This window comes from Roseateles sp. L2-2, assembly GCF_050613215.1.
Taxonomy (GTDB): Bacteria; Pseudomonadota; Gammaproteobacteria; order Burkholderiales; family Burkholderiaceae_C; genus Roseateles; species Roseateles noduli.
Map to the genome: position 1 here is coordinate 4357409 of NZ_CP192509.1, position 17568 is coordinate 4374976.

The 17568-nt window shown below is 69.4% G+C and carries 16 protein-coding genes; 4 read left to right on the top strand and 12 right to left on the bottom strand.

What is annotated here, in order from left to right:
* Window positions 1–58: 58 nt before the first annotated feature.
* From coaBC to ACQZ13_RS19490, 10 genes are all read right to left on the bottom strand, one after another.
* Window positions 59–1288: a bifunctional phosphopantothenoylcysteine decarboxylase/phosphopantothenate--cysteine ligase CoaBC gene (gene coaBC, locus ACQZ13_RS19445; RefSeq protein WP_431047257.1), complete on the bottom strand. Its 1230-nt coding sequence runs from the start codon at window positions 1286–1288 to the stop codon at window positions 59–61.
* Window positions 1289–1454: 166 nt separating this feature from the next.
* Window positions 1455–2204 (bottom strand): tRNA (guanosine(46)-N7)-methyltransferase TrmB, encoded by a 750-nt coding sequence (gene trmB, locus ACQZ13_RS19450; RefSeq protein ID WP_431047259.1) that lies wholly within the window; start codon window positions 2202–2204, stop codon window positions 1455–1457.
* A 210-nt stretch (window positions 2205–2414) separates the two neighbouring features.
* Window positions 2415–3734 (bottom strand): thymidine phosphorylase, encoded by a 1320-nt coding sequence (gene deoA / locus ACQZ13_RS19455; RefSeq protein WP_431053302.1) that lies wholly within the window; start codon window positions 3732–3734, stop codon window positions 2415–2417.
* A gap of 130 nt (window positions 3735–3864) precedes the next feature.
* Window positions 3865–4629, bottom strand: coding sequence for a deoxyribose-phosphate aldolase (gene deoC / locus ACQZ13_RS19460; protein WP_431047261.1), 765 nt, complete (start codon window positions 4627–4629; stop codon window positions 3865–3867).
* Between the two features lie 160 nt (window positions 4630–4789).
* A complete protein-coding gene (locus tag ACQZ13_RS19465; protein WP_431047263.1) occupies window positions 4790–5647 on the bottom strand; it encodes a purine-nucleoside phosphorylase in 858 nt (285 codons plus the stop codon).
* Window positions 5648–5717: 70 nt separating this feature from the next.
* Window positions 5718–6176, bottom strand: coding sequence for a cytidine deaminase (gene cdd, locus ACQZ13_RS19470; RefSeq protein ID WP_431047265.1), 459 nt, complete (start codon window positions 6174–6176; stop codon window positions 5718–5720).
* Window positions 6177–6178: 2 nt separating this feature from the next.
* Entirely contained in the window at window positions 6179–7144 is a 966-nt protein-coding gene (locus ACQZ13_RS19475; protein WP_088403825.1) for an ABC transporter permease, read from the bottom strand.
* Window positions 7137–8270, bottom strand: a complete 1134-nt coding sequence (locus tag ACQZ13_RS19480) for an ABC transporter permease (protein WP_431047268.1) — start codon at window positions 8268–8270, stop codon at window positions 7137–7139. The genes ACQZ13_RS19475 and ACQZ13_RS19480 overlap by 8 nt, the downstream gene beginning before the upstream one ends.
* Window positions 8267–9862 (bottom strand): ABC transporter ATP-binding protein, encoded by a 1596-nt coding sequence (locus tag ACQZ13_RS19485; RefSeq protein ID WP_431047270.1) that lies wholly within the window; start codon window positions 9860–9862, stop codon window positions 8267–8269. The genes ACQZ13_RS19480 and ACQZ13_RS19485 overlap by 4 nt, the downstream gene beginning before the upstream one ends.
* Window positions 9863–9887: 25 nt before the next feature.
* A complete protein-coding gene (locus ACQZ13_RS19490; protein WP_431053304.1) occupies window positions 9888–10877 on the bottom strand; it encodes a BMP family lipoprotein in 990 nt (329 codons plus the stop codon).
* A 442-nt stretch (window positions 10878–11319) separates the two neighbouring features.
* Between ACQZ13_RS19490 and ACQZ13_RS19495 the strand changes: the two genes are divergently transcribed.
* The 4 genes from ACQZ13_RS19495 (at window position 11320) to ACQZ13_RS19510 (ending at window position 15709) form a co-directional block, all read left to right on the top strand.
* Window positions 11320–11601 carry a FeoA family protein gene (locus tag ACQZ13_RS19495; RefSeq protein ID WP_431047272.1) on the top strand — a complete coding sequence of 94 codons (282 nt, stop codon included), beginning with the start codon at window positions 11320–11322 and terminating at the stop codon, window positions 11599–11601.
* Window positions 11594–13456, top strand: a complete 1863-nt coding sequence (gene feoB / locus ACQZ13_RS19500; RefSeq protein WP_431047274.1) for a ferrous iron transporter B — start codon at window positions 11594–11596, stop codon at window positions 13454–13456. The genes ACQZ13_RS19495 and feoB overlap by 8 nt, the downstream gene beginning before the upstream one ends.
* Window positions 13457–13595: 139 nt before the next feature.
* The gene (locus tag ACQZ13_RS19505; RefSeq protein WP_431047276.1) at window positions 13596–15464 is read left to right on the top strand and encodes a DUF885 domain-containing protein; all 1869 of its coding nucleotides are present in this window, start codon (window positions 13596–13598) and stop codon (window positions 15462–15464) included.
* Window positions 15461–15709 (top strand): SlyX family protein, encoded by a 249-nt coding sequence (locus tag ACQZ13_RS19510; protein ID WP_431047278.1) that lies wholly within the window; start codon window positions 15461–15463, stop codon window positions 15707–15709. Before ACQZ13_RS19505 ends, ACQZ13_RS19510 begins: the two co-directional genes overlap by 4 nt.
* Before the next feature lie 212 nt (window positions 15710–15921).
* On the opposite strand, the gene ACQZ13_RS19515 is transcribed toward ACQZ13_RS19510, so the two are convergent.
* Window positions 15922–16632: a glutathione S-transferase N-terminal domain-containing protein gene (locus tag ACQZ13_RS19515; protein ID WP_431047280.1), complete on the bottom strand. Its 711-nt coding sequence runs from the start codon at window positions 16630–16632 to the stop codon at window positions 15922–15924.
* A 100-nt stretch (window positions 16633–16732) separates the two neighbouring features.
* On the bottom strand, window positions 16733–17413 hold the full coding sequence (gene lepB, locus ACQZ13_RS19520; RefSeq protein WP_431047282.1) for a signal peptidase I: 681 nt from the start codon (window positions 17411–17413) through the stop codon (window positions 16733–16735).
* Window positions 17414–17568: the final 155 nt, after the last annotated feature.

Genomic DNA, 17568 nt, shown 5'->3' on the forward strand with positions numbered 1-17568 from the left:
AATCAGTCGAAGAAACAGTCGAATCGGAAATCGGAAGGTCTGAAGATCGACCTCGGGCTCAGACGCCGTAGGTCGTCAGCCGCTGCGCGATCTCGCGCACCAGCTCGCGCGCCAGCGTCAGCTTGTCGGCGCGCGACAGCTCGCGCTCGCCGCGGGCGTCGACCAGCGTCAGCGCGTTGTCTTCCTGCCCGAAGGCCGCCGGGCCGATGTTGGCCACGATCAGCGGCACGTTCTTGCGCTGGCGCTTCTCGCGCGCATGCTTGATCAGGTCCTGGCTCTCCGCCGCGAAGCCCACGCACAGCGGCGGATGCGGCAACGCGGCGACCGTCGCCAGGATGTCGGGGTTCTCCGCCAGATCCAGCGCGGGCGCGATCGCCTCACCGGCCTTGGCGTTCTTCTTGATCTTGTGCTCGGCCGTCTGCGCCGGCCGCCAGTCCGCCACCGCCGCCGTCGCCACGAACACCTGGTGCGTCGCCGCGCGCGGCAGCACCGCGTCCAGCATCTCGCGCGCGCTCTGCACGTCGATGCGCGTCACGCCCAACGGCGTCGGCAGGTGCACCGGACCGGCCACCAAAGTCACCTCGGCACCCGCCTCGGCGGCCGCGCGCGCGACGGCGAAACCCATCTTGCCGCTGGAGCGGTTCGTGATGCCGCGCACCGGATCGATCGCCTCGTAGGTCGGTCCGGCCGTGATCAGCAGCTTGCGTCCGGCCAGCACCTTGGGCTGGAAATGCGAGACCACGTGCTCCAGCAGCTGCATCGGCTCCAGCATGCGGCCGTCGCCGACCTCGCCGCAGGCCTGGTCGCCGGAACCGACGCCCATCACCAGCGCGCCGTCCGCCTGCACCTGCGCCAGGTTGCGCTGCGTGGCCGGATGCGCCCACATCTCGCGGTTCATCGCAGGGGCCAGCAGCAGCGCGCACTTGTGCGCCGGACGGGCCAGAGCGGTCAACGACAGCAGATCGTCCGCGCGGCCTTGCGCCAGCTTGGCGATGAAGTCCGCGCTGGCGGGCGCGACCACCATCACATCGGCCTCGCGCGTCAGGTTGATGTGCGCCATGTTGTTGTCGGGGCGCGCATCCCACTGGCTGGTGAAGACCGGCCGGTTGGACAGCGCCTGCATCGTCACCGGCGTGATGAAGGCCTCCGCGGCCTCCGTCATGATGACCTGCACCGTGGCGCCGGCCTTCACGAACAGCCGCGTCAGCTCGGCGATCTTGTAGCAGGCGATGCCGCCGGACAGGCCCAGGAGGACGTGGCGACCGGCGAGGGAATTGGATTCGGACATAGGAAGGAACTCTACCAGCGCGACCTTTTGGCGATCCCTGAAAGGCCTTGCAGGTCCGACCGTGCCTGACCTTTGTCACGCGGGTTCGCGCCCAGTCGGGCGGAACACGACGCAAGGAACCGCGAACCCGGGACACGGGTCGGCGGCGGGTTGGCGGCGGAGCGGGTCAGGCCTTGCGCTTGAACACCAGGTCCCAGACGCCGTGGCCGAGTTTCAGGCCGCGGTGCTCGAACTTGGTGAGCGGGCGGTACTCGGGCTTGTCGGCGTAGCCGTCGGCGCGCGTCGAGGTGTTGGTCAGATCCGGATCAGCGGCCAGCACTTCGAGCATCTGCTGGGCATAGGGTTCCCAATCGGTGGCCAGGTGCAGGTAGCCGCCCGGCGCCAGGTGTTGCACCAGCTTGGCCACGAACGGCGGCTGCACCAGCCGGCGCTTGTTGTGGCGCTTCTTGTGCCAGGGATCGGGGAAGTAGATGTGCACGCCGGCCAACGAGCCCTTGGGGATCATCGCGTCCAGGACCTCGACGGCGTCGTGCTGGAAGATGCGGATGTTGGGGATGTCCTGCTCGCCGATCAGCTTGAGCAGCGCGCCGACGCCGGGCTCGTGCACTTCGCAGCCGATGAAATCGACGTCCGGCAGCGTCTGGGCGATCTGGGCGGTCGGACCGCCCATGCCGAAGCCGATCTCGAAGACGACGGGCGCCTGGCGCCCGAAGGTCGCCGCGTAGTCCATCGCCTCGGGCTTGAACGGCAGCACGAAGGTCGGTCCGAGCTCCGCGAGCGCCTTGATCTGTCCGGTGCCCATGCGACCGGCGCGCACGACGAAGCTGCGGATGCGGGCCTTCGGATGGTTGGCGCCCTCGCCCGCTACCGGATCGGGCAGGTCGGGCGAGTCGTTGGAGTCGATGGAATCGGACATGTCGGGAATCAGGAATCGAGGGCGAGGATTCTACCGACCGCGCTCGGTGGAACTCCCTCTCCCGCACCGCGGGAGAGGGCGGGGGTGAGGGCCGGGGTCTCGGCAGGACGTGTGGCGGTGGCGAGTGTTCGGCGGCCGCTGGCCCTCACCCCTACCCTCTCCCGCAGTGCGGGAGAGGGAGTCCACGACCGAGGTGGTCGATGAGAAGAATCAACCGAGTTCGGCCATGACGAGCGGTGTCGGCGTCCAGGACGGGGTGTCGCCGATGGTGATGGCGGCGAGCACCTGCGCGATGGCGCGGTCGGCCGAGGCTTCATCGGCGGCATGGACGAACGCGATCGGATCGCCGGCGGCCACGACCTCGCCGAGCTGCGCGAAGCGGTCCAGGCCGACGCGCATGTCGAGTGCGTCGCCAGGCAGGCGGCGGCCGCCGCCGAGCTCGACGATGACGAGTCCGAGGTCGCGCGTGTTCATGCCGACGAGGCGGCCTGCGCGCGGCGCCGGGATCGGACGGACGACCGGCGCGGCGGCCAGGTGCGCCTCGGGCTTTTCCAGCAGGTCCGCGGGCCCGCCGAGCGCGGCGACCATCATCGCGAAACGTTCCGCCGCCGCGCCGCTGTCCAGCGCGGCCTGCAGCTTCACCCGCGCCGACGCGGTGTCGGGCGCGATCCCGCCCAGCACCAGCATCTCGGCGCACAGCGCCAGCGTGAGTTCATGGGTGCGGGCCTCGCGCGGCTGGCGGCCGGTCAGGTAGTCGATGGCGCCGCGCACTTCCAGCGCGTTGCCGACCTCCTGGCCCAGCACCTGGTTCATGTCGGTGATCAGCGCCCGCGTGCGCAGGCCCGCGCCGCCGGCCACGTCCACGATGCTCTGCGCGAGCTCGCGTCCGAATGCCGGCGTGGCCGCGAACGCGCCGTTGCCGCACTTGATGTCCATCGCCAGGCCCTGCAGCCCGGCGGCGAGCTTCTTGGACAGGATGCTCGCGGTGATCAGCGGCACGCTCTCCACCGTCGCGGTGATGTCGCGCACCGCGTAGAAGCGCTTGTCCGCCGGCGCCAGATCGCTGGTCTGGCCGATGATGGCGCAGCCCAGCGTGCGCACGATGCGGTCGAAGTCCGCCGGCGCCGGGGTCGTCGTGTAGCCGGGGATCGCTTCGAGCTTGTCGACGGTCCCGCCGGTGTGTCCGAGCCCGCGTCCCGCGATCATCGGCACGTAGCCGCCGCAGGCCGCCACCAGCGGCGCGATCATGAGACTCAGCTTGTCGCCGACGCCGCCGCTCGAATGCTTGTCCAGCACCGGGCCCGGCATGTCCGGCCAGCTCAGCACGCGGCCGCTGTTCATCATGGCGCGCGTCAGCGCCACCGCCTCGTCGCGCCCCATGCCCCGCAGGAACACCGCCATGCCGAGCGCCGCGACCTGGCCCTCGCTCCAGCTGCCGTCCACCAGCCCGCGCACGAAGTGCCCGATCTGGGCCTCGTCCAATGCGTGCCCCTCGCGCTTGGTGCGAATGATTTCCTGAGCCAGCATGATGGCCGCGTCCCTTCGGTATGTTGTCGTTATGCGCCCGCCCCTCGTCCATCAAGGCGGGTCGTCGCGGCTTGCGCTTGTCGAGCGCTCGTCGAGCGCTGAATCAGTACGTCTTCAGCGCTGCTTCACTGCTTCAGTACGCGGCGCTGACGGCCGCGCTGTCCTGTCCGGCCAGCACCGCCTCGATGTCGCCCAGCAACCCGCTCGCGCCGAAGCGCAGGCGTTGCGGCGTCAGCGCGGCGGCGCCCAGCGCCTCGGTCGCCAGCTGCAGGTAGGCGCGCGCGTCGACCACCGAGCGGATGCCGCCCGAGGCCTTGAAGCCCGCGTTGCCCAGGCCGCTGACGGCGATCTCGCGCAGCATGGTCGCGGCGGCTTCCGGCGTCGCCGACACCTTGGTCTTGCCCGTGCTCGTCTTGACGAAGTCCGCCCCCGCCATCAGCGCCTGGCGCGTGGCCTCGGCGATGCGCGCGGTCGAGCCGAGTTCGCCCGATTCGATGATCACCTTCAGCGTCAGCGGCCGCGTCGCGTGCCGGACTTCGGACAGGAACTCGCCGACTTCCGTCGACTGGCCCGCCATCAGCGCGCGGTACGGCAGCACGACGTCCACCTCCTGCGCGCCGGCCTGCGCGATCACCTCGATCTCGGCCAGCACGCGCGGCAGATCCAGGCTGCCGTCGGGGAAGTTGGCCACCGCGGCGACGCGGATGTCCTTGGGCAGCGCGGCGCGCGCCTGCGCGACGAACTTCGGCCACACGCACACGGCGGCCACATGGCCCCGCTCCGGCGCGCCGATCGCGCGCTGGCACAGCGCCTCGATGTCGGCGGCGGTGTCGCCGTCGTTCAGGCTCGTCAGGTCCAGGCATTGCAGCGCCAGACGCGCCGCTTGTTCCAGACTCATCTCCGACTTCATCATCTCCGACTTCATCGACTACTCCCTACTGCTCATCCATGGACGACCGAACGGTCAGTCCGCACAACAGCCCGCCGGTTCCGGCGATCGATCCATCGGGCAACCGGCCGACCGGGGGGCATGGCCCCGATCTTGCACCGGCCGACGATCAGGCCTTCAGCGATTCCAGCGTCGCCAGCGAGGCCAAGTACTGGCCCAGGTAGGCGGCGGCGCGGTCGCCCGAGACCTTGGCCTGCTGCAGCGTCAGCGCGTGCGTCAGCGCCTCGTCGGACATGCCCGCGGCCATGTTGGTGATCAGCGCCAGACCGGCCACGCGCAGGCCCGCATGGCGCGCCAGGATGGTCTCCGGCACGGTGCTCATGCCGACCGCGTCCGCGCCCCAGGCCGCGAACATGCGGATCTCCGCCGGCGTCTCGAAGTGCGGACCGACGGCCCACACGTACACGCCTTCGGTCAGCACCATGTTGTGCTCGCGGGCGATCTTGAAGCCCTGCTGGCGCAGCTCGGCGTCGTAGGCGACGCTCATGTCGCAGAAGCGGTCGCTGCCCGGCAGGCCCGTCAGCGGCGAGCGCTGCGGCGCGTTGATGTGGTCCGAGATCAGCATCAGGCTGCCCGGCGGCTGGTGCGAGCGCAGGCTGCCCGACGCGTTCGTCAGCACCAGCACCTTCACGCCCCAGGCCTTCAGGCTGCGGATCGCGCCGGCCATGCCGGTGCAGTCGCCGCTCTCGTAGGTGTGGGCACGGCCGCGCAGCATCGCCACGCGTTGCTGGCCGACACGGCCCACGGCGATCTCGGCCACGTGGCCTTCGACCTTCGGCTGCGGGAAGGCGGGCAGCTGCGCGTACGGCAGATGCTGCACGTCCTGCAGCTGGTCGACGGCGCCGGACCAGCCGGAACCGAGCACCACGGCCACTTCAGGACCCTGCTCGCCGAAGGTCGACTTCAGCGTGGCGATGCTGGCGGTGATGGCGGCGTCGAGCTCGGCGCCTTGCAGAGGGATGGACATGTTGGTTCTCCTGTCGCGGCCACGGCGGCCACGTCAATGTCGATGGGGGTGTCGACGCGGATGTCGACGTTCAGGGTTTCAGGTGATCCGGACCGAAGCTGGCGGGCAGCAGTTGCTCCAGGGTCCAGTGCGCGCGCACGCCGGAGGCGTCGCCCGCGATCACGATCAGGTCTTCAGGCCGCGCGAACTCGCGCAGCTTCTGGCGGCAGCCGCCGCAGGGGGTGATGATTTCCGAGCCCGCGCCGGCGACCATCACCGCGCGCGCCACGCGTCCGCCGCCCATGATCATGTGGCCGAGGGCGTTGGTCTCCGCGCACCAGCCTTGCGGGTAGGCGGCGTTCTCGATGTTGCAGCCGGCGTGGATGCGGCCGTGCTCGTCGAGCACCGCGGCGCCGACGAAGTACTTCGAATACGGCGCATGCGAATGCTGGCGGGCGTCGAGCGCCGCCTTCAGCAGGCGATCGATGACATCGACAGGCAGCGGTATCGACGCGATCAGGGCTTGGGCCTGGGAGGAACCGGTGCTCATGCTCAGCGCTCCTTCACGTAGGGCTTGCTCAGCGCCTTGGGCGCGATCGCCTGGCCGATGAAGCCCGCCAGCAGCACCACCGTCAGGATGTAGGGCAGCGCCTGGATGAGCTGCACCGGCACCTCGCCGATGCCCGGCAGCGACACGCCCTGCAGGCGGATCGCGACGGCGTCCAGGAAGCCGAACAGCAGGCAGGCGCACAGCGTGGGCACCGGCTTCCACTTGCCGAAGATCATCGCGGCCAGCGCGATGAAGCCGCGGCCGGCGGTCATGTTGGGAGAGAAGGAAGCGTTCTGCGCCAGCGTCAGGTAGGCGCCGCCCAGGCCGCACAGGATGCCGTTGAGCGCCAGCGCGGTGTAGCGCAGCCGCGGCACCGACACGCCGGCGGCGTCGACCATCGCCGGGTTCTCGCCGACCGCGCGCAGGCGCAGGCCGGGGCGCGTGCGCTCCAGGAAGAACCACACCACGACGACCAGCAGGAAAGCCAGGTAGACCAGCGCGTTGTGGCTCAGCAGGCCGTGGCCGATGACCGAGGCCATCCAGCTGCCGGGCGTGGGTTCGGCCCACTGCGGCAGCAGGCCGGTGATGCGCTGCTCGGCGGCGATGGGCGGCGTCTGGCCGCCCTGCGCGAACCAGGCGATGCCCAGCACCACCGTCAGGCCGGCGGCCACCATGTTCAGCGCGACGCCGGAGACGACCTGGTCGCCGCGGTGCGTGACCGTCGCGAAGCCGTGGATCATGGACATCGCGATGGCCACGCCGATCGCGGCCAGCAGGCCCAGCGTGGTCGAGTGCGACACGCTGGCCACCGCCGCCGCGGCGAAGGCGGCGGAGAGCATCTTGCCTTCCAGGCCGATGTCGACCACGCCGGAGCGCTCCGACAGCAGGCCCGCGAGCGCGGCGAACAGCAGCGGCGTGGTGACGCGCAGCGTCGACGCCAGCACGGAGCCGATCAGGACCTCATCCATGGGACTTCCCCTGCGCCGCGCGCTGCTTGCGCGCGAACGCGCCGTAGAGTTTCGCGAACAGGGGCGCGCTGACCATCGCCATCGCGCCGGCGAACAGCACGATCAGACCCTGCACGGTCACGACCATCTCGCGGCTGAAGCCGGGGACCTCGAAGGAGACCTCGACGCCGCCCTGGTAGAGCGTGCCGAACAGCAGCGAGGCCAGCACGATGCCGACCGGATGGTTGCGGCCCATCAGCGCCACGGCGATGCCGGTGAAACCGGCGCCGGCGACGAAGTCCAGCGTCAGCTTGCCCTGCACGCCGGCGATCTCGTTGACGCCGACCAGGCCGGCCAGCGCGCCCGACAGGCCCATGGCGGCCAGCACCTGCCAGCGCGGCTTGATGCCGGCGTAGTGGGCGGCGCCCGGGTTGGAGCCGACCGCGCGCAGCACGTAGCCGGCGCGGCTCTTCCACAGGAACCACCAGACGAAGACGCAGGCCGCGACGGCCAGCAGGATGGACAGGTTCAGCGGCGAGGACGGCCATTCGACGCCGAACTTCGCCAGCAGCTCATGGACCGCCGGCATGCGCGCCGAGTCGGCGAAGGCGTCGCTCTCGACCGACATCGAGCCGTTGGGACGCAGCCAGTTCACGAGCAGGTAGCCGTTGAGGCTGGCCGCGAGGAAGTTGAACATGATGGTCGTGATGACCACGTGACTGCCGCGCCAGGCCTGCAGGTAGCCGGGCACCGCGGCCCAGACCATGCCGAAGACGGCGGCCGCGACGATCGCCAGCGGGATCATCACGAAGCCGGGCAGCTTGGAACCCAGCCACAGCGAGACCAGCCCGACGCCGATGCCGCCCAGCGTCGCCTGCCCTTCCCCGCCGATGTTGAAGAGGCCGCCGTGGAAGGCGACCGCGACCGCGAGTCCGGTGAAGATGAAGGTGGTCGTGTAGTAGAGCGTGTAGCCGAGGCCGCGCGCGCTGCCGAGCGCGCCTTCGAGCAGCACCGTCAGCGCCTGCATCGGGCTGGCGCCGATCAGCAGCACCACGCCGCCGGCCACCGCCAGCGCGATCAGCAGGTTCCACAGCGGCAGGAGGACCAGGTCCATCCAGCGCGGCATCTGCAGGGCTTGGCTGCTCATGGGGTGGTCGCCGCGGCGGCGGTCTTCTCGTGATTCGGGGAGGCTGACATCAGCAGGCCCAGGTTCTTCTCGGAGCACTCGTCGATGGCGAGTTCCCCGGTGATGCGGCCGGCGTTCATGACGATGACGCGATCGGCCAGCGCCAGGATCTCGTCGAGCTCGCTGGACACGACCAGGATGGCGCAGCCGGCGTCGCGCAGGCGGCGCAGCTGGTTGTGGATGAATTCGATGGCGCCGATGTCGACGCCGCGCGTGGGCTGGCCGACCAGCAGCACCGCGGGGCTCTGGCCGATCTCGCGCGCCAGGATCAGCTTCTGCTGGTTGCCGCCGGAGAACTTGGACGAGCCCAGCTCCGCGTTGCGCGGACGGACGTCGAAGCGCTCCATCATCTCCGCGGTCTGCGCGCGCAGGTGGCGCTGGTTCATGCCCAGGCCCATCGGGCCGGCGCGGTAGGCGTCCTGCTCGTGATAACCGAGCGCGGCCGTCTCCCACGCGGGGAAGTCCAGCACCATGCCGAGCGCGTGGCGGTCCTCCGGGACGTGCGCGAGCTTGAGCTCACGCGCCGTGCGCGGATCCATCCATGAGGTCGGACGGAAGTCGCGACCCGCGACGTGCAGCGTGCCGGCGTCCGGCGCGCGCATGCCGGCCAGCACTTCCAGCAGCTCGCTCTGGCCGTTGCCGGAGACGCCGGCCACGCCGACAATCTCGCCCGGACGCAGCGCGAGCGTCGCGTTGCTCAGCAGGTGCACGCCGGAGCCGCTGTCGCCGGCGACGGTCAGGCCTTCGGCCTTCAGCACCGGCGCGTCGGACGACGACTTCACGGCGGCGTCGTCGCGGCCCAGGTTGACCTTGCGGCCGACCATGCTCTCGGCCAGGTCCTCGGGACTGGTCTCGCCGATCGCGCAGGTCTTGATCACGGCGCCCGCGCGCATCACGGTCACGGCGTCGCACAAGGCCATCACCTCGCGCAGCTTGTGCGTGATCAGCAGGATGGTGGTGCCGCGCTCGCGCAGGCGGCGCAGGACCTCGAACAGCTGGTCGGTCTCCTGCGGCGTCAGCACCGCGGTCGGCTCGTCCAGGATCAGGATCTTCGCGCCGCGGTACAGCGCCTTCAGGATCTCCAGGCGCTGCATCTCCCCGACCGGCAGGTCGGCGACGGTCGCGTCCAGGCGCACCGTCAGGCCGGTGTCGCGCATCAGCGCCTCCAGCTCCTGACGCACCTGGCGCTTCGCGCGGGAGAGGAAGAAGGCCGGCTCCGCGCCCAGCATCACGTTGTCCAGCGCGGACAGCGTGTCCACCAGCATGAAGTGCTGGTGCACCATGCCGATGCCCAGCGCGATGGCCTGCTGCGAGTTGGCGATGGTCACGCGCTGGCCGTCGACCTCGATGTGGCCCTCGTCGGCGTGGTAGTAGCCGTAGAGGATGGCCATCAGCGTGCTCTTGCCGGCGCCGTTCTCGCCGACCAGGCCGTGCACCGTGCCGCGCTCGACGGCCAGGCTCACCGACCGGTTGGCCTGCACCGCGCCGAAGCGCTTGGAGATCTCGCACAGACGGACCGCGGGCGCGGCGGCGCCGCGTGGGGACTGTGTCATGTCAGGAACGCTCGCTCGCGAGGGGTCAGTTCTTGCAGGCGTTGTCCGCCATGTAGTCCGCGACCTTGATCTTGCCGGCGATGATGTCGGCCTTGTACGCATCCAGCTTCGTCTTGATCGCGGGAGCGATCAGCTTGGCGTTGTTCGCGTCGACGGCGTACTCGACGCCGCCTTCCTTCAGGCCCAGCACGCTGATGCCGGGCTTCCATTCCTTGAGCACGTTGTAGACGGCGACGTCCACGCGCTTGACCATGGAGCTCAGCATGGTGCCGGGCTGCAGGTGGTTCTGGTTGCTGTCGACGCCGATGGCCAGCTTGCCGGCGTCCTTGGCCGCCTGGTAGACGCCCACGCCGGTGCCGCCGGCCGCGGCGAAGACCACGTCCACGCCCTTGGCGAACTGGGCCTTGGCCAGCTCGCCGCCGCGGGTCGGATCGTTCCAGGCCGAGGCGGTCGTGCCGGTCATGTTCTTGAAGACTTCCGCCTTCGGATTGGCCGCCTTGGCGCCCTGCTCATAGCCGCATTCGAACTTGCGGATCAGCGGAATGTCCATGCCGCCCACGAAGCCGACCTTGCCGGTCTTGCTGGTCAGCGCGGCCAGCGCGCCGACGAGGAAGCTGCCTTCCTGCTCCTTGAACAGCACCGACTGCACGTTGGGCTGGTTAACCTTCTCGTCGATGATGACGAACTTGGTCTTGGGGAAGTCCTTGGCCACCTGGTTCAGCGCCGAGGCCTGGGCGAAGCCCACCGAGATGATGGGGCTCGCGCCGCGCTCGGCCATGCGGCGGATCGCCTGCACGCGCTGGGTCTCGTTGCTGATCTCAAACTCGAGATACTTGCCGCCCGTGTCCTTCTTCCACTGCTCGACGCCGCGGTACGCGGCCTCGTTGAACGACTTGTCGAACTTGCCGCCCATGTCGAAGATCACCGCCGGGGTGGTCTGCGCAGCGGCCGCGCCAGCCGTCAGGGCCAGGGCCAGACCAGCCGCGAGGGGGGAGAACGACAGGAAGGACTTCATCATTTGCAGTCTCGATGCGAAGGGTGAGGAGCAGCCGAGCATTCTAAGAAGGCGCGAGTGTAAGCCACGTCAAGGTAAACGCTAAACGTTTGCGAGGTCGTCAGAACAGGAGGCGGCTCACTAGTCCGGGCGGTTGCGCGGGGTGGCGAATGCCGCTATCGACTAGCAGGTCCCGTGCCTGGACCGCCCCACTCCGTTCTGCCAAGCGCGGGCTCTCCGCGACGCAGGGGGCATCGCGTCCGCGAACCCCCAGCATCACTCCGGCCCCACACCCACTCGCTGACGTCGCCCCCTTTCGAGGGACTTCCTCGTTGGGCGAATTGCAGTCCGCACTCGGGTTCACCGAACCGTCACCTCGGTTCTGCGGAGGAAGTTGAGAATCACTATCATTTAGAATCTTTCGCTTCGCAAGCCCGCAGGCTCCTCCCGAGATCCCTACGACATGAGCGCCGTTCTTCCCGTCCCCACCCTCGCGCAGGCCGTCATCGGTCAGGCGCACCGCGTCAAGGCGCTGCAGGCACCGGCGCATGCGCCGGAATGGAAACAGATGCTGGAGGAACTCGGCTTCGTCGCGGGCGAACACGTCGCCGTGCTCGCCCGCGCCATGCCCGGCGCCGATCCGCTGGTGGTGCGCATCGGGCAGTCGACCTTCGCACTGCGTCGCGCAGAAGCCGAATGCGTGGAGCTCGACGGCTCCGGCCTGACGGGAGCCGCCCATGCGTGAGTCCGTCGTCCACATCCATCCCGCCGGGCCGCTGCTGGCGCTGGTCGGCAATCCGAACTGCGGAAAGACCGCCCTGTTCAACCGCCTGACCGGCAGCCGCCAGAAGGTCGCCAACTACGCCGGCGTGACCGTCGAGCGCAAGGAAGGCCGCCTCAAGACCGCCGCGGGCAAGCTGCTGCGCGTGCTGGACCTGCCGGGGACGTATTCGCTGTATCCGCGCTCGCCGGACGAGCGCGTGACCGTGGACGTGCTGGCCGGACGCGCGCAGGGCGAGAAGCGCCCCGACCTGATCGTGTGCGTGCTGGACGCGACCAACCTGCGCCGCAACCTGCGGCTGTTCCTGTCGGTGCAGCGTCAGGGCCTGCCCTGCGTCGTGGCGCTGAACATGGCCGACCTGGCGCAGCGTCGCGGCATCAACGTCGACACGCAGAAGCTGAGCACGCTGCTGGGCGTGCCGGTGATCCGCACGGTGGCCACCGACGGCGAAGGCATCGACGACCTGCGCGCGCTGCTGGACGAGCCGGATCGCTGGCGCACCGAGGCCATCGCCGCCGAAGGCGAGGACACCGCGCGCATCGGCCACATCCTGAAGGAGCTCGGCCTCGACACGCTGCAGGGCGCCCTGCCCAGCGACAAGGTCGACCGCTTCGTGCTGCATCCGGTGCTGGGACCGATCCTCCTGGCGGTGCTGCTGTTCTTCCTGTTCCAGGCGGTGTTCGCGTGGGCCGAGGCGCCGATGGGCTGGATCGAGGCCGGCACGGGCTGGCTGGGCGAGCAGGCCGGCGCGCTGCTGCCCGAGGGCCATCTGCGCAGCCTGGTCGTGGACGGCCTGATCGCAGGCGTGGGCGGGGTGCTGGTGTTCCTGCCGCAGATCCTGATCCTGTTCTTCTTCATCCTGCTGCTGGAGGAGTCCGGCTACCTGCCGCGCGCGGCCTTCCTGCTGGACCGGCTGATGGGCTCGGTGGGCCTGTCGGGTCGCAGCTTCATCCCGCTGCTGTCGAGCTTCGCCTGCGCGATCCCGGGGATCATGGCGACGCGCTCGATCGCGAGCCCGCGCGACCGCCTCGTCACCATCCTGATCGCGCCGCTGATGACCTGCTCGGCGCGGCTGCCGGTGTATGCGTTGCTGATCGGCGCCTTCATCCCGCAGCGCGAGCTGTGGGGCGGGATCGAGCTGCAGGGGCTGGTGCTGTTCGTCCTGTACTTCGCCGGGATCATCGCGGCGATGGCGGTGGCCTGGGTCTTGAAGCGCTTCACGAACGCGGGCCGCCAGGTGCGTCCGCTGATGATGGAGCTGCCCAGCTACCACTGGCCGCATGCGCGCAACGTCGCGATCGGGCTGCTGCAGCGCGCGGAGATCTTCATCAAGCGCGTGGGCGGGATCATCCTGGCGCTGACGCTGCTGCTGTGGGTGCTGTCGACCTTCCCCGGCGCGCCCGAAGGCGCGACCGGCCCGGCGATCGAGTACAGCTTCGCGGGCTACCTGGGCCGCGGGCTGGCGACGATCTTCGAGCCGATCGGCTTCAACTGGCAGATCAGCCTGGCGCTGGTGCCGGGCATGGCCGCGCGCGAGATCGCGGTCAGCGCGCTGGGCACGGTGTACTCGCTGTCGGCCACCGGCGACGAGGCCGCGCAGGCGCTGACGCCGCTGATCGCCTCGACCTGGGGCCTGCCGACGGCGTTCTCGCTGCTGGCGTGGTTCGTGTTCGCGCCGCAGTGCCTGTCGACGATCGCGGCCGTCAAGCGCGAGACCGGCGGCTATAAGATCCCGGCGGTCATGTTGACCTACCTGTTCGTGCTCGCTTACGTGGCGTCCTGGCTGACCTTCCATGTCAGCCGGTGGTTGCTGACGTGACCTCGACCTGACGCCGGAAACGGCATCGACACACCAGGGCGCCGTTCGCATCGACCGGCGCCCTTTTCATTGCCTCGACACCTTCTTTGCTTTCGGCACGGGTGTCGCGGCGGGGCCGCCAAAGTTATGCTCGCGCCCCATGACGAATCGCCCCACCCGCCTCACCCACCTCACCCTGTCGGCGCTGGCCGTGGCCGCGCTGACCACCGTCGGCGCGCTGTCCGCCGGCACGGCCTTCGCCGCCCCCGCCAGCGATACCCCCAAGCCGACGCGCGGCGTCATCAAGCTCGATCCCGACCAGAACGTCGACGCCGACACCCGCTTCCAGCGCCTGGCCAACGACTACATCGAGGCGCTCTGGCGCCTGGACCCGGATGCCGCCATCGGTGCGGGCCGCTATGAATTCGCCGCGGAGCTGCCGGCGCCGGACCGCGCGATGCGCGCCCGCTCGCTGACTTTCGCGAACGACTGGCTCAAGCGCTTCGAGGCCGTGGATGCGAAGACGCTGAGCGCGGCCTCGCGGACCGACCTCGGCCAACTGCTCAACAAGCTGCGCAGCGACCGTTTCCAGCTGACCGAGCTGCGCGAGTACGAGTGGAATCCGTCCTTCCTCAACATCGCCGGCCCGATCGACTACATCCTCGCGACGGACTACGCGCCGCTGCCCGTGCGGCTGAAAACGATCTCGGCGCGGCTGGCGCTGGTGCCGGCGTACTACCGCGCCGGCGCGGCGCTGCTGAGGCAGCCGACGCTGGAGCACACGCAGCTGGCGATCGACCAGGCGCCGGGCGTGCTGAGCGTGCTGGACGAAGTGGCCAAAGCCGCGCAGGGTCCGGACGCGGCGTCGCTGACCGCGGCCGAGCGCAAGCAGCTCGCCGATCGGATCGCGGGCGCGAAGGCGGCCGTCGAGGGCTACCGCGCGCATCTCACGAAGCTCCTGGCCGACGGCAAGGCCAGCGGCAAGGCGCGCAGCTTCCGGCTGGGCAAGGCGCTGTACGAGCAGAAGTTCGGCTACGACATCCAGTCGGTGCATTCGGCCGAGCAGATGTACCAGCGCGCGCTGAAGGCGCGCGAGGCGCTGCTGACGCAGATGGCGCAGATCTCCGACCAGCTGTGGACGCAGACCATGGGCGACGCGCCCAAGCCGGAGGACCGCTTCGCCCGCATCGGCGCGGTGATCGGCAAGCTGAGCGAGCAGCATGTGAAGCGCGAGGACTTCGTCAAGGAGATCCGCGCGCAGATCCCGCAGCTGGAGCGCTGGATCACCGACCACGACCTGCTGACGCAGGACGCGAGCAAGCCGCTGATCGTGCGCGAGACGCCGGTCTACCAGCGCGGCGTGGCCGGCGCCGGCATCGAGGCGCCTGGCCCGTACCGGCCGCAGGACCGCACGTACTACAACGTCACGCCGCTGGACGACCTGACCCCGGAGCAGGCGGAGAGCTCGCTGCGCGAGTACAACCGCTGGATCCTGCAGATCCTCAACATCCACGAGGCGGTGCCGGGCCACTACACGCAGCTGGTGCACGCGAACAAGTCGCCGTCGCTGGTGAAGACGCTGTTCGGCAACGGCGCAATGGTCGAGGGCTGGGCGGTCTACGGCGAGCGGATGATGCTGGAGTCGGGCTACGGCGGGAACGCGCCGGAGATGTGGCTGATGTGGGGCAAGTGGAACCTGCGCAGCGTCACCAACACGATCCTGGACTACAACGTGCACGTGCTGGGGATGACCGAGGCGCAGGCGCTGGACCTGCTGCAGCGACAAGCCTTCCAGACCGAGCGCGAGGCACGCGAGAAGTGGCGTCGGGTGCAGCTGACCTCGGTGCAGCTGACGAGCTACTTCAGCGGCTACAGCGACATCATGGAACTGCGCGAGCAGCGCAAGCAGGCGCTGGGCAAGGACTTCAAGCTGAAAGACTTCAACGAGCAGTTCCTGAGCTACGGGAACGCGCCGGTGTCGGTGATCTCGGAGCTGATGTCGCAGCCGGCGGCGAAGGCGGCGCAATGAGCGAGGTCGCGGGCAACGGTGGCCCTGTCGAGGAGGTTCGCGTCCTCGAGGCCCGCGTCACGGAGTTGGAGATCAAGGCCAGCTTCGCCGAGGACCTCGTCGATCATCTGAACGCGCAGGTCGCGAAGCAGCAGGAGCAGATCGACGCGCTGGTGCGCGAGGTCATGCAGCTGCGCCGGCAGGTGCCCGAAGGCCGCGGTGATGGCACCGGCGGGCTGCGCGACGAGCTGCCACCGCATTACTGAGCGAGGCCGCTGGCCCTCACCCCTGCCCTCTCCCGCAGTGCGGGAGAGGGAGTCGGTATAACGCGGACTCCGTGTGGCTTCGTCTCCCGCACGCGGGAGAGGTGGAACGACGCGCCGGTGCTCCGAGCAGAACCGGTCGGACTCCCTCTCCCGCTTGCGGGAGAGGGCGGGGGTGAGGGCCAGCAGCGGTGGAAGTACCGCGGCCCTGTTGGTCAGGCCGCCGGACGCGCCGGAATATTCAATCCGCGCTTGACCGCATCGCGCGCCAGGAACGCTTCCAGCACGCGCTGCACATTCTTGAACTCGCTGAAGCCGACCAGATCGCCCGCGCCGTAGAACCCGACCAGGTTGTTGACCCACGGCCAGATCGCGATATCAGCGATCGTGTATTCATCGCCCATGATCCAGCCGCGGCCGGTCAGGCGCTGTTCGAGCACGCCCAGCAACCGCTTGGACTCGTTGAGATAACGATCGCGAGGACGCTTGTCCTCGAAGTCCTTCCCGGCGAACTTGTGGAAGAACCCGACCTGGCCGAACATCGGCCCGATGCCGCCCATCTGGAACATCACCCACTGCAGCGTCTCGTAGCGACGTGCCGGGTCTTGCGGGATCAGCTTGCTGGTCTTCTCCGCAAGGTAGACCAGGATCGCGCCCGACTCGAACAGCGGCAGCGGCTGGCCGCCGGGGCCGTCCGGATCGATGATCGCGGGGATCTTGTTGTTCGGGTTCAGCGACAGGAACTCGGGCGTGAGCTGGTCGTCGGTCTGGAAGCTGACCAGGTGCGGCTCGTAGGCCAGACCCAGTTCCTCAAGCGCGATCGACACCTTCACGCCGTTGGGCGTCGGCAGCGAGTACAGCTGCAGGCGCTCGGGATGCTGCGCGGGCCACTTCTTCGTGATGGGGAAGCTGGACAGGTCCGTCATGAAAGTTCCGTCTGGATGTTGTGAAGGCAGGATTGACGGACCATTCTCTGCGGCGCCCGAGAGACCTTGCGCGCGACGGGTCAATGCGATCCGTGCCTGGTCAGCGCAGCGGCGCCGCGAAGCGGTCCCAGCGCGGCGCCCAGCGCGCGGTGATATCGGCCGAGACCAGCACGCGATGCGCCTGTCCGATGATCAGCCGCCGCGGCACCAGGCCGATGAAGCGCGAGTCCTCGCTGTTGTCCCGGTTGTCGCCCATCATGAAGAACTGGTCGGCCGGCACGACGATCGGGCCGAAATCGCGCCGCGCGCGCACCTCGGGCAGGAACTGCACGATGCGGCGCTGACCGCCCCACTGCTCGACCGCGCGCACGCCGCGCACCTCGACGCCGGGCGCGAGCGCCTCGGCGACCTCCTCCACCGGCGCGTAGTCCGCCGGCTGGCCGTTGAGGATCAGCCGGTCGGCGCGCAGCTCGACGGTGTCGCCGGGCACCGCGACGATGCGCTTGATCAGCCGCGTGCCGTCGCGCGGCGAGCCGAAGGTGACGACGTCGCCCCGCTGCGGCTCGCCGACGCGGCGCAGCGAGATGTCGGTCAGCGGCAGCTTCCAGTCGTAGGCGACGCGCTCGACGAAGACGACGTCGCCTTCGAGGATGGTCGGCCGCATCGAGCCGCTGGGGACCGGATTCCAGTCCGCGATCGCGGTGCGGAAGAACAGGAAACCGGCGAGAAACAGGAGGAAGCTGCGGTTCTCGCGGAACCAGGCGGCGACGGGGATCTTCATGGGAACGCTCCAGGGTCGGACGACGAGCAGCCAGTGTGGCCAGCCATCGCCCCGCTTTCCGGCCGCTTGCGGCGAGTGGCGGGAATCCGCGCTTGAGTGGCGGCCCGCCCTCAGCCTCACGACAGCTTCGCGACAGCCTGACGTTCGGCCCGGAG